This is a genomic window from Paenibacillus sp. Paensp38, from assembly GCF_059491915.1.
The window spans coordinates 893,538-907,772 of sequence record NZ_CP168516.1 but is presented as its reverse complement, the minus strand read 5'-3'; the positions used below and the strand labels follow the sequence as shown (position 1 = coordinate 907,772).

11 protein-coding genes are annotated in these 14,235 nt (G+C 44.8%); 2 read left to right on the top strand and 9 right to left on the bottom strand.

Annotated features, from left to right (window positions below; all coding sequences use genetic code 11):
* Positions 1-94: 94 nt before the first annotated feature.
* Positions 95-1,099 (top strand): LLM class flavin-dependent oxidoreductase, encoded by a 1,005-nt coding sequence (locus ACEN8J_RS04050; protein WP_341039819.1) that lies wholly within the window; start codon positions 95-97, stop codon positions 1,097-1,099.
* 331 nt (positions 1,100-1,430) lie between these two features.
* On the opposite strand, the gene ACEN8J_RS04045 is transcribed toward ACEN8J_RS04050, so the two are convergent.
* The 4 genes from ACEN8J_RS04045 to ACEN8J_RS04030 all read right to left on the bottom strand — a co-directional run bounded on the left by ACEN8J_RS04045 (position 1,431) and on the right by ACEN8J_RS04030 (position 6,824).
* Entirely contained in the window at positions 1,431-3,044 is a 1,614-nt protein-coding gene (locus ACEN8J_RS04045) for a cellulase family glycosylhydrolase (protein ID WP_340886173.1), read from the bottom strand.
* A 404-nt stretch (positions 3,045-3,448) separates the two neighbouring features.
* Entirely contained in the window at positions 3,449-3,700 is a 252-nt protein-coding gene (locus tag ACEN8J_RS04040) for a hypothetical protein (RefSeq protein ID WP_039273050.1), read from the bottom strand.
* A gap of 228 nt (positions 3,701-3,928) precedes the next feature.
* Positions 3,929-5,689, bottom strand: a complete 1,761-nt coding sequence (gene dhaK / locus ACEN8J_RS04035) for a dihydroxyacetone kinase subunit DhaK (protein WP_165149623.1) — start codon at positions 5,687-5,689, stop codon at positions 3,929-3,931.
* A 1-nt stretch (position 5,690) separates the two neighbouring features.
* Positions 5,691-6,824, bottom strand: a complete 1,134-nt coding sequence (locus tag ACEN8J_RS04030) for a glycerol dehydrogenase (protein ID WP_495594251.1) — start codon at positions 6,822-6,824, stop codon at positions 5,691-5,693.
* A gap of 188 nt (positions 6,825-7,012) precedes the next feature.
* Here ACEN8J_RS04030 and ACEN8J_RS04025 point away from each other — a divergent pair, with 188 nt between their 5' ends.
* Positions 7,013-8,044, top strand: coding sequence for a PocR ligand-binding domain-containing protein (locus tag ACEN8J_RS04025; protein WP_318627524.1), 1,032 nt, complete (start codon positions 7,013-7,015; stop codon positions 8,042-8,044).
* A gap of 170 nt (positions 8,045-8,214) precedes the next feature.
* On the opposite strand, the gene ACEN8J_RS04020 is transcribed toward ACEN8J_RS04025, so the two are convergent.
* The 5 genes from ACEN8J_RS04020 to ACEN8J_RS04000 all read right to left on the bottom strand — a co-directional run bounded on the left by ACEN8J_RS04020 (position 8,215) and on the right by ACEN8J_RS04000 (position 14,228).
* A complete protein-coding gene (locus ACEN8J_RS04020) occupies positions 8,215-9,147 on the bottom strand; it encodes a DUF2167 domain-containing protein (protein ID WP_449292415.1) in 933 nt (310 codons plus the stop codon).
* A gap of 764 nt (positions 9,148-9,911) precedes the next feature.
* Entirely contained in the window at positions 9,912-10,532 is a 621-nt protein-coding gene (locus tag ACEN8J_RS04015) for a suppressor of fused domain protein (RefSeq protein WP_029515664.1), read from the bottom strand.
* Positions 10,533-10,588: 56 nt separating this feature from the next.
* Complete coding sequence (locus tag ACEN8J_RS04010; protein WP_029515665.1) at positions 10,589-11,077, bottom strand: hypothetical protein; 489 nt, start codon at positions 11,075-11,077, stop codon at positions 10,589-10,591.
* A 10-nt stretch (positions 11,078-11,087) separates the two neighbouring features.
* Positions 11,088-13,814 carry a hypothetical protein gene (locus ACEN8J_RS04005; protein ID WP_495594250.1) on the bottom strand — a complete coding sequence of 909 codons (2,727 nt, stop codon included), beginning with the start codon at positions 13,812-13,814 and terminating at the stop codon, positions 11,088-11,090.
* A gap of 24 nt (positions 13,815-13,838) precedes the next feature.
* Positions 13,839-14,228 carry a DUF4280 domain-containing protein gene (locus ACEN8J_RS04000; RefSeq protein ID WP_342425118.1) on the bottom strand — a complete coding sequence of 130 codons (390 nt, stop codon included), beginning with the start codon at positions 14,226-14,228 and terminating at the stop codon, positions 13,839-13,841.
* Positions 14,229-14,235 lie beyond the last annotated feature (7 nt).

Genomic DNA, 14,235 nt, shown 5'->3' with positions numbered 1-14,235 from the left:
TTATAACGAAAAGGTCCCCAAACTCCAACCTATCCATTTTGAATTTTGACCTAGTGAGTTGTGTCTGATAGAGTTGTGTAAGAGGTGATTATAAATGCTTAAACTGGGTATACTGGACCAGTCTCATATTCCTGAAGGCGGTACTGCTCAGGATGCATTATCCAATACAACAGATTTAGCCCGCGAAGCTGACCAACTGGGGTACAGCCGTTATTGGGTATCCGAACATCATGCTTCCAAAACACTAGCGCATTCCAGCCCTGAGGTGCTGATTGCGCATTTGGCTGCTCACACATCACGCATACGTGTGGGTTCAGGCGGTATTATGCTGCCACACTATAGCGCGTATAAAGTCGCCGAAAACTTCCGTTTGCTGGAGGCACTCCATCCAGGACGTATCGACCTGGGAATAGGGCGGGCTCCCGGCGGTTTACCGCTTGCTACTCGCGCCCTGCAGGAAGGCAAGTACCAATCTGTCGAACAATATCCACAGCAGATTCTCGATTTAATCGACTACTTCCATGATTCGGTGCCTGACAATCATCAGTTTGCCGGTCTTCATGCCTCCCCAATGATATCGACCGTTCCTGAATTATGGTTGCTCGGCTCCAGCGGAGAGAGCGCCCGATTGGCCGCGATGATGGGGGCCTCCTATGCCTTTGCCCAATTTTTCGGGACTCCAGGCGGTGTAGAAGCTACTGCACGTTACCACGAGCAATTTCAGCCTTCGATCCTGGGTGATAAGCCCCATTCCATGGCGGCAGTTACGGTGGCCTGCGCTGAAACCGAAGAAGAAGCTGAGCAGCTGGCGTCCAGTGCTAGTTTGTATTTCCTTTTGCTCATGCAAGGTAAAGAAATGAGTTCTCTTCCGTCGGTGAAAACAGCAATGGCCTATCCATACACAGAGTTGGATCGTGAGCGGCTGCGTCAGTCCGCAGCATGGCGTGTTGTTGGTACCCCTGAACAGTGTAAGGAACAGCTACTAAGACTGGCTGAGCAGTATCGTACCGATGAGTTACTGGTCGTTTCATCCATTCATGACTTTGATAAACGTGTTCAGTCCTACCGTCTGCTGGCCAAAGCTTTTGATTTGGTATAGACAGCCGTTGAACGGAGGCTGAGCTTCAGAAACATAAAAAACCCCCGCCAGCCTATAATGGCAACAGCGGGGGTTTGTCGTAGAGAAGGGTTCATTGGAACCAACCCATCTACACTATGGAAGTAATTCAAGCACTACAAAAGTCTAACACCATATGGTACTTTGGTAGTATACACATCGAAACTAAAGTTCCAGTTGTTACCTCCTAAAGTTCCAGTTCGTATATACCAAAGGCGCATATTCTATACTCCAAACCTTGGAAAAATTGCACCCAAAAGTCCCATTCTTTACTCATTCCGATAAAGTTAATAACGGTTAAATTCTAAGGTTCCTAAGGTTCTATACCCCAAACCAGCTTACCCTGCTGATATACAGTGCCATGGTCCCAGTCTGCAAATGCTTTTTGGGTAGCACCATAGGAGTAATCGTTGGTCTCATCAAAATTGCTCCAATTTGCAGCATGAATACGGGGTTGAATTTCTCCGCTTTCCCCACCGGGCTGAATCGTTCCGGCTCCATCTGTGAAAGAAATCTCCACATATTTATCAGCCTTGGCCTTTGGATTCGGCAATGTTACAAAAGTTGCTTTTACCTTCTCATTGCCAATCCTGGCCCAGTCTACAAAAAACTGCTGAGCTTGTTTGCTTTCATCTGTGTAATAGTAGCGAATTTTTAGATCGCTCAACTTCACAGCTGTTTTCCCTTTATTTTTGATATTAAATTCAGGACGGATTGCGTTATCCTTGGCATTTGTGTCACCGGTGCGATACTGTAGCACAATTCCTTGATCGTTACTGCCTGGTGTACTTCCTCCGTTGTCGTTATCGCCGCCGTTGTTGCCACCACCGTTATTACCGCCAGTGTTGCCATCTCCGCCGTTATCCCCACCGTTGTTTCCGCCTCCACCAATGTTGCTGGAGCCTTCCAGAATCGCCTGTTTTACGAATTTTCCAGAAGCGGACAATTGTGAATCAGGCCATCCGCCCTTACGGTCAGCACCAGACATCAGCGCAGCAGAGGTCTCATTTTTATCTGACAGCGACCAGTTAGTCCAACTGATTCCACGGCTAGCCAGAAAATCAGTCCATACTTTGGATTCATTCAGGAACGGACCACCGTTACCCGAAGCATCGCTTGTACCCCACTCGGTAGCAAATATGCCCACGCCTTTGTTCAGTGCATAATCGACCCGATCGCGCAAGAATTGTCCATGCGTACCCGCATAGAAATGTACGGTATACATTGTATTCTTGTCTGGAAGTGGATGGTCTGCTGCATCATGTACATCCTGACTCCATGTGCCTGTTCCTACAATAATAATATTGTCCGGGTCCTTAGCGCGAATAACCTGAGATACCTCAGACGCATAAGGTCGGATTTGATTGTTCCAGTTCACATTTCCATTCGGCTCATTGGCAAGTTCATAGATTACGTTAGGTAAATGGCCGTACTGAGTTGAAAATTCATTAAAGAAAGCTTTGGCTTCATTTTTATGAATGTTCGGATCGCCATCTGAAAGAATGTGCCAGTCGATAATGACGTACAAGCCCAGTTTCTGTGCTACCTCAATCGCTTCTTTCACTTTATTTTTCAAAGAAGGATTGGCGATATAACCACCTTCTTCAGTGTACAGTGCAACCCGAAATACGGAAATGCCCCAATCGTCCCGTAGCCATTTCATAGAGTCCTGATTTACCAGATCCCCAAACCATTGGACGCCGTGAGAGCTAATACCTTTGAGTTGCACAGGTTTACCGTTTTTATCCACCAATTTACCATTCTTTACTGAAAGTTGTCCGTAACGTTCCACAGGTGTCGTCCCAGCAGCCTCTGCTGTTTGCGTATTCCAGTTGAATCCGTTCGTTAACGTTAATAGTAATACTGCTGTTAGCATCACCGCTACTCTTTTTGCGATCCTTGACAGGATCCATTGCCCATTCATCATTTACACATTCCTTCCTTTTTATAAAGTAGATGAGACTTATCAGTACGTTGTTCTCTGCTCTTTTACCCCCTCCTTTATACAACAAGAGGATCAGGTCCAAACATCGATGTCACTTACCTGTATATGGATGATACTACTATTATAGTTAGTTCCATGTTACATTTCGACTTTATGATAGAAAATGAACAGGAAGTCACGGTTTTGGGATGTGTTCTACTTGGTTGGCTACTATGGAGTACTAAAGGGACAAAAGACTCATTTACTAATTGCAAAATTCGGAGAATTTTAGTTATTTTAATAAAAAAAGACCGCTTCCCGTGCCTTGGCTCGGTAGCAGTCTTATAGATGATCTTATATGTGATCGAATAATGTTACAAATATCGTCTTAACGTATGATCTCCCTATTACCCCTGAGCAGTTGCTTGAGGTTCTTTGGTCGTCTGATCTTTCTTCATATCGCCGCCATCCGTCGCTTGCTCTGTCAGTACAGTCTCAGATGAGTTACCTATTACCTTGTCAATAAGTTGTAGCCAAGGTTCTTCACTACCTCCACAGCTCTCAATATCACCGAGCAGGGACTCTAGCGTGGTTCCTTCTTCTGGCAAATCAATAACTAAACTGTCTTCGTCAACTTGGATGGTGCAGCAGGTTTTCATTGTAAATCCCTCGCTTAATTCATATTTGAGCATGCAGTAAGCTAGCTCAGATGGGATGAACTCCCATGGATTCCGGGATAAGCCCGTTGAATCCGTCTGAAATTATAAACCTAATGCACATCAATTGCAATGAACAAACCTTGAATTTTTAAGAATTAGCGAGTGGTACGGGCAGGAATGGAAACCTAAACGAAGTGTTCGTGCCAGCAATTTTGGATTTATAGAAAATCAGTTCAAACAATCAGCAAGCTCCGTAAAAATCACGCCAAGCGCATAAGCCCCCGCGTCTGGATAACCAAGGCTTCTCTCTCCTACCGTTCCGGCACGGCCCATACGCGCCACGATGTCTTCCGTCTTTTTGGCCCCTAATACAGCGGCTTGAGCACCACTTACAAAGGCTGTCTTCACGTCAAAATCTAATTTTGCGCTCTCCAACCAGCTATCTGTACATGGCACTAATGCATCTATAAGTGTTTTATCGCCAACAACGGCTCCTCTGCCGAAAGAACGTTCGCCTGTTGATTGTATGCCTTGCACCGCAGCCTGCATCATATCTGCGAATTCGGAAACGGTGAGTTCGGTTCGTTCGCCAGCAGATCGTGCCGCTGCGCGAAATGCTGAGCCCCAGATCGGACCCGAAGCGCCACCGCAGTATTCCATGATGACGAGCGAGCATGAATGAAGAAAGGCTCCCATCGTCAAAGAGTCTTGATTCAGAATGTCTCTCCATTCCCGTTTTAGCTGACGAAATCCCTTAGCAACGCTCATGCCAAAGTCGCCGTCGCCTGCATGAGCGTCAAGATCGCAGAAAGGTACCTCATTCTTGATGATAACCTCACTCATCTTATCGACTAGGTAGGTAAGATTGTTCAACGTAACTTTGTTGTTCTCAATAACTGCGAAGGCAGGGTCCGTTTCCACCTCAAAGGATACTTGCCGCTTTTCGTCTGCTACAGTTGAAATATCCGTGAATACGACATGATCAACAGGTCCAGCCACCTTGAACGCAGGCGCGTTACTTTCATGGGAGAGGAGCGTTTTCAGTTCGTTGTCCAGCTTCATGATGGAAACCGAGATACCTGACATATCGATACTCGTCATATAATTGTTGACAAAAGTGCGATCAATCTTGATCCCCTTCGCTGCTAGTTCGCGAGTAACCGAATGGTTGAAGAGGTACAGTTCTTGCAAAGGAGTACCGCCGAAACCATTGATCAATAAGGCGATTTCTCCGCTGAAGCCAGTTTCAATCTGCATGTCTCGAAGGAGATCGGTTACCATTCTGCCTGCCAACGTATCCGCATCCGTCAGCTTCTCGCGGCTGGTCCCAGGCTCGCCGTGAATGCCGACGCCGTACTCGATTTCATCATGCCCGAGCTCTAATGTTGGCGTGCCCTTCGCCGGCACGGTACACGAAGTCAATGCGAATCCGATACTGCGTACATTCGCAGCGGCTTTCTCGGCTACTGCTTTAACTTCCGCCAGACTCCGGCCCTCTTCCGCCGCTGCACCCGCGATCTTGTGGACGAGTACCGTTCCCGCCACTCCGCGCCGTCCGACTGTATATAGGCTGTCTTCTACCGCGATGTCGTCCTCAACCTTTACATAGTCCACTTCCAGACCGTCTTCAGTGGCCAGATGGGCGCCGTTTCTAAAGTTCATAATATCGCCGCTGTAATTTTTGATAATCAGCAGCGCACCTTTTTTCCCGGTCGTCGCTCGGATGGCCTGATATACTTGAATTTGTGAGGGAGAGGCGAAGACATCACCGCAGACTGCGGCATCGAGCATCCCTTGGCCAACGAAGCCGGCGTGGGCGGGTTCATGCCCGCTGCCACCGCCGCTGATGAGCGTTACTTTCTCCGCGTTCAATTCCTTTTTCTTGAGCACTTTGTATTTTGGCAGAAATTCCAACTCAGGATGCGCGAGCGCAATACCACTGCACATCTCAAGAACCAAATTTTCCGCACGGTTGATGACCTTTTTCATGCTACTTTACCTCCGCTTTGTACTGGCTCCCGATACGGTTGGCCGCAACGATTGCCGCTGCAACCTGCTCCACTGTGACCGGAAACGGCATGGAATGAATCGATTCCTCCAGAATGCAGGCCTTTGCAGCTACTTCCATGAGTTCTTCCTGACTGATATGATCGACGCCGATATCAGCCAAGCAGACCGGTAAACCGACGGCTAAACAGAAATCAAGTACCTGATGTAATTCTTCCGTCGGTGCGTTTTCGAGCACCAGCTGTGCGATCGTGCCGAACGCAACTTTCTCTCCATGATAATAATGATGCGTGCCTTCCAAAATCGTGAGTCCATCATGAATCGCATGGGCCGCCGCAAGTCCGCCGCTCTCGAAGCCGAGGCCTGAGAGTAAAATATTAGTTTCAATGATATTCTCGAGTGCTTGCGTAACCTGGTTTTCATCACATGCCGCTTTTGCTTTGGCACCGTCTTTCAACAGCATTTCATAGCATAGCGTTGCAAGTGCAATCGCCGCATTTGTACCTACTGCTGGCGCACACTGTCCTTCGCGTACTCCGTTAGGCAGTCCGGCATTGACCCAGGAGTAAGAACGGGAGGTCGCACGGGCTTCAAAGTAAGTTGACAGTGCATCACCCATACCTGATACAAGGAATCGGGTTGGTGCATTGGCAATTACGGTGGTGTCGACTAATACGACACTCGGACTTTGCTTAAAATAGGCGTAATCGTCGAAAGCACCTTCCGGAGTGTACAGAACGGCCGAGTGACTTGTCGGTGCATCTGTCGCAGCAATCGTCGGACAGATGATAAGCGCTTCCCCTTGAGCTACGCATTTCGCCGCGTCGATCGCTTTCCCGCCGCCAAGACCTACGATACAATCGCATCCGTTTGCAGTAGCAATTTCCTGAAGTCTGGATACTTCCTGTCTGGAACACTCACCCATAAAACCGCTTTCAATAAAAGTCACGTTATATTTACCCAAAGTGGAATCAAGTTTATCTTTTACCCGCGCCACGTCGGCAGGATGCGCAATCAGTAAAGCGGATTTGCCGAAGGTGCTCACATAGTAACCCAAATTCAACAATTCATTTTCACCTTGTACATATTTGCTTGGGCTGATAAAAGCTTTTCTCATCTATAATTCCTCCTTATGATTGTGTTGGCTTCGTTCTGATTAAAACTATAACCGAACCATGTAAACTTTACATTGGAGGAATCAAGGAATATATTATAATCTACAATCGTATTTTTTTGCACTAAGGATCACGAATTGTACTTTTTTGTTATCGCTTACAGGATAATTTACTATTAAGGGATGAGATCTTGATACGTGAACATTTGAGCATCCAGAAAATCTTTGATTTAAAAAAGTGGGAGCAGTTGCAGGATTCATTAGCATCCGTTACCCAATTAGCTATTCTTACCGTCGATTATAAAGGGAATCCCGTAACTAGCCACAGCCAATGCCAATCGTTCTGCAAGAAGGTTCGTCAGAATGAGAATCTCCTTCCCTACTGCCAAAAATGTGACTCTCGCGGTGGACTTGAAGCGGTACGTTCCAACAAACCTTATATTTATCTCTGTCATTATGACATCGTCGACATCGCGGTACCGATCATTATTGACGATAAGTACATCGGCGCCGTCATGGCAGGTCAGGTCCGCTTAGCCGATCCTTCGAGTGCCCTACAGCTGGAGCAAATCCTCACGTCAAAAAATGAAAAACTGTACAGTTCCAAATGGGAGGAACTTAAGAACGACTACGCCGATCTGCCCTCCATGACCTATCAGGAAATTCAGACGATCTCCAACATGTTATCCTTATTGTGTAATTATATTGTAGAAGAAGCCATGAACAAAAATCTTCTCGCGGAAATGTTCGAGAAGGCGTCGGCCACACATTCCACTCCGCAGTTGTCCGAGATCCTTCCTGGCTACTCGCTGGAGCATATCGAAAACCTTAAGAAAGAAATGAATAATTTCTTAGCAGATGCCTATCTGAATTCCTCAGAAGATGTGGATATTCCGTGCGGAAATCCCGTACTCAAATCCGCCTTCGAATATATCTTTGAGCACAAGGGTGAAACTTTTTCTTTGAAAGCCATGGCTGACTTGTGCCACATTAGCCCAAGCTATTTTAGTCGGCTGTTTGCCAAGGAAACGGGTGAGAACTTTTCCAGCTATCTTTCCCGCTTGAAGATTAGATGGGCGAAGCAGTTGCTCGAAGCTACAGATATTCCTGTATCTCAGATCAGTAGCGAGCTCGGCTTTAATGAGCCGGGGTATTTTATCAAAATATTCAAAAAGTATGAAGGCACAACGCCCGCGGTGTACCGAAAGTATTACAAGGGATAAAACAAATGAAAAACAGATGATTCACGGGTCTAACGTCACCATGATCATCTGTTCATATTGTTCTGCTCAAATTACGTATCCAGGTTGTGCTTCTCAGGCTACCTGAGATTGTGTTTTACGCTCAACACCATCTCCTTTTTATCAGCAATTTTATGGAGTGTTTTTTATCTTTACTGTAGTGTTTCTGACTGATCCTGGGCGTTCGTTTCATTGTGCATGGATTCCGATTTTTTCTTGCGAAATAATTTGGCAAAAAACTTGCCTATCACGCCAAACACACCTGCACAAGCAGCACCAATAAGTAGGATAACCTTAATTCCCGCGCCCTTAAAAAAAGCAATGAGTAATGCCAACAAGCCTACTTTTTTAGCTACTGCCAAGCCTGCTCCTCCCAAAATCAACCCGGTTAGGCCGTATTCGGAAATTTTGTCCGTTGAAGCATTAAATTCCTCGTACCGCTCACCTGATTTGACTGTCAGCTTGGGTAATATGTTCTCATTCAAAAACTTCTTATCTGCGTCCAAATGCGCAGGATCGGACACTAATATTGCAGAGATATAACCCTGACGAGTGAGCAAGCGAACATTATAATTGATCAGCTTTTCCTTGTTCCCATCCTCCGCCAACATAGACCAGGTTAGATTATGGGTCCCTTCATTATAAAAAGGCTCGACATCCCAGCCCGTAACATACAAGCGATCACTTTCCGCTTTTTCCTTGTTACTCTCTTCCGTCCCCTCTTTATAACTATCTAGAATAGCATCCGCATCGATATCTTCTTTTTCATCATCCTTGATGTGTCCAAGTTCATCGTATTCAAAAACAACTTCCCAATTTTGATTTTCATCTTTCGGAAATATACTCCCAATTTCCTTGCCAGATGGCTTATCATGATTCATCTCGCTTGCCTTTGCTGTGTTAGCTGCATCCAAGAAAAGAAGAGATGAGTCCAGTTCAACCGTAGCCATTTTTCCCAGATCTACCTTTCGGCCGCCCTCAATCCAATTTAATTGTTCATTGGATGAGGCCCACGCATTACCCCCACTGAGTAACACCAGACTAAGCGCCAACAGCGCTCCAAAAATCGTTTGGCCCCATTTCATTTTGTTACTACATCTGTTATCTAGTCTCTTGTTCAAAACTCATTACCCCTTTATAAATTCCAATATCTCCCGTGTACCCAACCATATTAGCCACTGCTTCATATTTTGTCAATTCACAGTAGCAAAGGGAGTTTCCGAGACTTAATACTCATTTTTATACATATGTATGCAAATATTCTAATCTAATCGAACTGAATTAATAAAATGTGAATGAACGATTAGAAATACTCATAAAGGACAAGCACAATTGCGCAATAGCACTGCTTCTCCGTTCCAGTTTCCTACTTATGAATTCCTAAACGGGGCTTATTCCTTGATACGACAACCCCATTGACTTCTAGCTTAATTCCGAACAATCCATCTAGCATAAAAAATGTCGAATTTCATCAGATTAAGGAATGCATAATTCATCTAACAAGAGACTTTAGTCTTAGTGACTTTTCACCTGTTTTTAGACATATGTCAACTTTTTTATTTAAAAGAATGTATAGGCTTTCATAGGGTTGATTGATTAGAAATAAGCTAATTATTGAATAGCCTTCTAAGAGTTCACTGCTTGTTTTGGAGACTAGGGACTATTCACCAATATTTTATAGTGTCACCATAGCACACAACTGGTTATTCTCTACGAGAAAAAAACTTATTCCTCTCATGTTCGAGTGAAATAAGTTTTTTAAGATAAATTATAATTTTGGGGCCAATTAATTGTGTGAATTCTTTTTACAATCTGTTATTCTCGCTCTTTTAATTAGCTATTAATATCCTTATTTACATGCATTTAATCTATTAACTTCAACAATATCATTTACGTTGTATTCATCAAACTTTTCAAGAAGAGCACCAAAACCTTTTGATAGTTGAAATTCCATTTCTTCCTGATATATTGGACAAACAACTAAAAATTGTATTGTTTTATCTTTACTTAACATTAACGAGCTAAATCCTTCATCTTCACGAATGGGAGGTAATAATAGCATACAAGTGAAATTATTGTCATTTGCAATTGGTTCTGGAGGTTCCCCATTAGGTATAGTGTCTCCATAACAAAACCATGTGTTTCTTTCATGCGGGAACTTGCCAAGTTTTCTTAGCCAACCAAATGGCCAATAATCTTTAAAATCTTTAATATCCTCTTTAGCCACAGGCCATGATGCCGGAAGATACATGATAAGTTCTGTATATTCCCAATCTTTATTATCTTCTGAAACTTGTGCAGGTAATAAGCTCATTCCTGACGTTATAATAGTATGAAAGTCTCTTTGGTCGTTTGCTCGAAAAATGATTAAGTTTATATTTAGACTTTCTGAAACGGTCTCTATATTTATTAAATCTGGCTCACCAATGTATTTCTTATAATGTTCTAATAATTGATTATTTATATCCAATATTATCACTTCCTCTTATAAGCAATCTCTTTGTATTGAAGTCCTCCCATAGGCTGTTAGAATACCAATAGGCTTCCTTGAGGCCACTTCCCTTTCCAACCACAAGGTATATGTCCTGAATTATATATTTCCAACAATTCTGTATGAAAGCCTGGTTTTACATACGTGCTATATGCATATTCCATCATTGCAGTAAGCAAATCCCACTCAACGCTCTCATATATACAATTGTTTAATTTATTTCTTTCTATAAATGTAGAAATATTTTTAAGGACTCCATCCTTAAGTAATAATTTAGCCTCCATAGTAATATTATTCCACTGTCTGTATTCTTCTCGCCAATTCTCATGTAGAGTCGAAGTTAGTTGATTTCTTATTTGGAGTCTAACATTATCCCAAGTAGAATTAACTTTTTTTTCAACATCAACCCAGTTACGTACTTGCGTAACATTAACATTGAGTGTAGCATTAATAGCATCCCCACAGTTACTGAAAAAGTCAATTTTAGATATTGTATTATCGTAAAAATCCTTTACTTCGTTCATTTTCTTCCCCTCAGTTTAGTTTTATTTTTTGAAATAAATATTTATATATAGAATTTATTTGTCCTGGTATTTTTGGTATTGGATCATCATCTTGTAAACCATATTTTAACCGTTGGCTTCTAGCTTTCTCCACTACATCTAAGGTTTGTTTTTCGGTTAATCCGGCCTTTCTCAACGATTTATATAATGCTACGTTATATTCAGCATTTGTAGGAATTAAACCTTTTTTATCCCCTTTTCTATATCTATTAAAAAATTCTTCCATAGTTTTATGTGCCATAAAATGTGGTGAACCAACATCCTTAAATGCATTGCCCTCTAATTCGATAGTATATCCTTCATCTGACGGGATTACCTGTTTGCCATTCCCATCTTTTTTAAATGCAGCATCTTGATTAAGGTGATGCTTTTGCTTCCCAGATTTATCATATTTCCACTCACCATACTTCTTAACAGTTACTTTTTCTTTACTTCCTACTGTTCCCTCAACCTTTTTCGCCGCGCTCTCTTCCATTTCCTTCATGACCTTGTTGTAATTCTTCTGCACATCCGTCTGTGGAAGTGGTCCGCTGTCCATCTTATTAACGTGCGGAACTGGCGCTCCGTTGGCTGTGGCCAACTTCCCGGGGCTGAGGCCGTCTGCCATTTTACTCAGCTGCTCATTGAACTTCTGCCCCAGTTTACTGCCGGCCTGCTCCAGCTTGGTTACAGCTTTGCCAAAGCCTGCCCCGACTGCATCTACACCTTTGCTAATCCATTGCGGTGTAACTTTGCTGCCTACTTTTTCAGCGAATCCGCCAATGGCCTTGCCTACTTTGGAATCCAGTACGCCTACGGTGACAAAACCCAATCCCGCGTCCTTTGCTACTGAGCCCCAGTTGATCTTTTCACCACTCAGCACCTGACTCGCTAGATTTTCCGCGGCATTTGTGACACCGCCGATCGCTGCTTTCCTCAGTAAGGTTCCCCCTACACCGAGAGGGCCAAAGATTGCTCCAGATACCGCCCCGATTCCCGCTTCCTTCAAGCCGGTCAGGGCATAGTCGCTGAAGTCGCTCACTTCCCCTCGGGCGATATCTGATGCGGCCAAGCTTGCTACACCCAAGCCACCCGCCAGCAGCGCTCCTCCGGCTACCGCTGCAATGACCACCGTACCCGCTCCAAGCGTCGCTACCGTAATGGCTGCTACCACGGCTACGGCTGCCACAACTGCCAAACCGCCCAAAATATTCATCCCCAGCTTGCCCCAGTTAAACGGTTCAGGGGGTGGCGGCGGTGGAGGTGGCTCGCCTTCCTTCGGTTCATCATCAAACGGCGGGTATGCAGTTCGGTCGCTACCGTCCGCCCAGACGTTTCCTCCCAACACGTGGTATTCGTTTTCTACCGAAAGCCCCGTGCTTCCTCCCGTTTGATACGCCATGACCTGGCTGGTTCCATCAATAATGATTTTCTTCGGCGTATTCAGAATGATTTCTTGCTCTGCTTCTAACGATAACTTCTTGGGACTAGTTAATTCAATCCCAGTAGCATCGTCCAGACTCATCTGCAATGTCCCACCCGGATCACCCATGATATGGATGCGACCCGGTGCCATTTTCAGTTCACTTCCATGCTCCGTTCCAAAATATCGATCATTAGGATTACTCGTTTTCGCGCAACCGTCTCCATTTGTACGAACCGCACCCAAAATCATTGCTCTGGAACCAGACGCATCTGGAAAGTACAGGCTTGCCTGTGTTCCCACCTTCGGCATACTGTACATCGCACTTCCCGTTGGGGGAGCGAACGGATACCAATGCGGCTCGGATACCCCATCATCCTTATCAATCGCCAGCCGCAGCTTCACTTCCTCTCCCCGTACCGCAATGACCTCTCCTTCCAGAGAAATTCCGATTGTTTTGGGATTGGGGATGAAATCACTGCGAATGCCCTCTGCGCGGGCCAACACATAACTGAATAGCAAATGCCCCTTTTCCATGCGGCTTCGCAATTCAGTTACAATCATTATTTTCTGGCGAAATTGCACCTCGTCTCCAAGAGCATACCGTTCTCCGCTTTCAATCTCGTATTTGAAAAAGTCGGTATCATGTAGCCCGGCTGACGTTCCGCCTGCCCGCTGGTAGCCCTTTAAATCCTTACTTGCCGTATATGGCGTATCCTTCCGAATGGTTCGCTGGGTGCCAGCAGGCATGCCGAAATACAGTTTCGGCGATGCGGACTCCCATATGTCGCTGACCACTACTGTATGTAAACGGCTCGCCATCCGTTTCATAAACTCCCAGTCGGTTTCATCATACTGTAAAATGGCTTCGCCTACCGACTGCTCACCGGTCTGGTACAAGACATCACTTCGCTCATAGCCTTGAGCAAGCTTATTCACTAACTGTTTATATGTTTGTTTTTCCTCAGGAAAAGACCGCTTTCTTTTGACAATATCCAGCTCAAATGAGCCACTGATTCCTTCCAGTGTAAGTGTATACACTCCATTATGGTTCTCAACTTCTACCGTATGGACAACACCCTTAAACAAGCTAATTTCCTCTTGTCCATTCTGCGCATACACATGTAGCTGATCCTCTGAGGTCGCATCCAGCGCAGCCGTGGCATGACTCGACTCCCTACAAATGCCTGTGAGTGTAATACGCCCATGTTCACCCGGCTTCCACTCGATCTGAACATCCTTTAAGACCTGAATGGGGTAGGGGGAATCTATTCGAATCTGATCATATCCTATCATGTTTTCAAACCTCCCTTCCAGCTACTACTCCTGCTGGCCATTCGTATGAAATTCGATAAATCCATGATATAAACAAGTCTGAAATGAAGAGGTCGTCAAGGCTGGCTGGCCTTCCACCTTTGTCGGTTCTTTTGTGTTTTTCCACTTATCCGTCAGCATTGGTAAGCATGGCTTCCCTGAGATTGTGGAGCCATCTTCGGCGATCAGATATATAGTCTCGGCACTCGGCTGTTCTGGACTGGTGCAAATTCCAAAATGAGGGACATTCTCAGGAGAATAATCTCCTTCATTCATCATGGGTTTACCATTAACAAAAGCCCCGTGGCTGTTCGGCAAATTGATCTTTCGAGGATGCGTCCCGCAAGTGCAACGCATACAGGCCCCCCGTACGACATAATACTCATTATCTGACATGTTCCCT

Coding starts and splice junctions, on each gene's coding strand:
- ACEN8J_RS04050 (WP_341039819.1), top strand. CDS start 95: ATGCTTAAACTGGGTATACTGGACCAGTCTCATATTCCTGAAGGCGGT.
- ACEN8J_RS04020 (WP_449292415.1), bottom strand. CDS start 9,147: ATGAAATGGGGCCAAACGATTTTTGGAGCGCTGTTGGCGCTTAGTCTG.
- ACEN8J_RS04030 (WP_495594251.1), bottom strand. CDS start 6,824: ATGAGAAAAGCTTTTATCAGCCCAAGCAAATATGTACAAGGTGAAAAT.
- ACEN8J_RS04000 (WP_342425118.1), bottom strand. CDS start 14,228: ATGTCAGATAATGAGTATTATGTCGTACGGGGGGCCTGTATGCGTTGC.
- ACEN8J_RS04045 (WP_340886173.1), bottom strand. CDS start 3,044: ATGATGAATGGGCAATGGATCCTGTCAAGGATCGCAAAAAGAGTAGCG.
- ACEN8J_RS04040 (WP_039273050.1), bottom strand. CDS start 3,700: ATGAAAACCTGCTGCACCATCCAAGTTGACGAAGACAGTTTAGTTATT.
- ACEN8J_RS04005 (WP_495594250.1), bottom strand. CDS start 13,814: ATGATAGGATATGATCAGATTCGAATAGATTCCCCCTACCCCATTCAG.
- ACEN8J_RS04010 (WP_029515665.1), bottom strand. CDS start 11,077: ATGAACGAAGTAAAGGATTTTTACGATAATACAATATCTAAAATTGAC.
- dhaK (WP_165149623.1), bottom strand. CDS start 5,689: ATGAAAAAGGTCATCAACCGTGCGGAAAATTTGGTTCTTGAGATGTGC.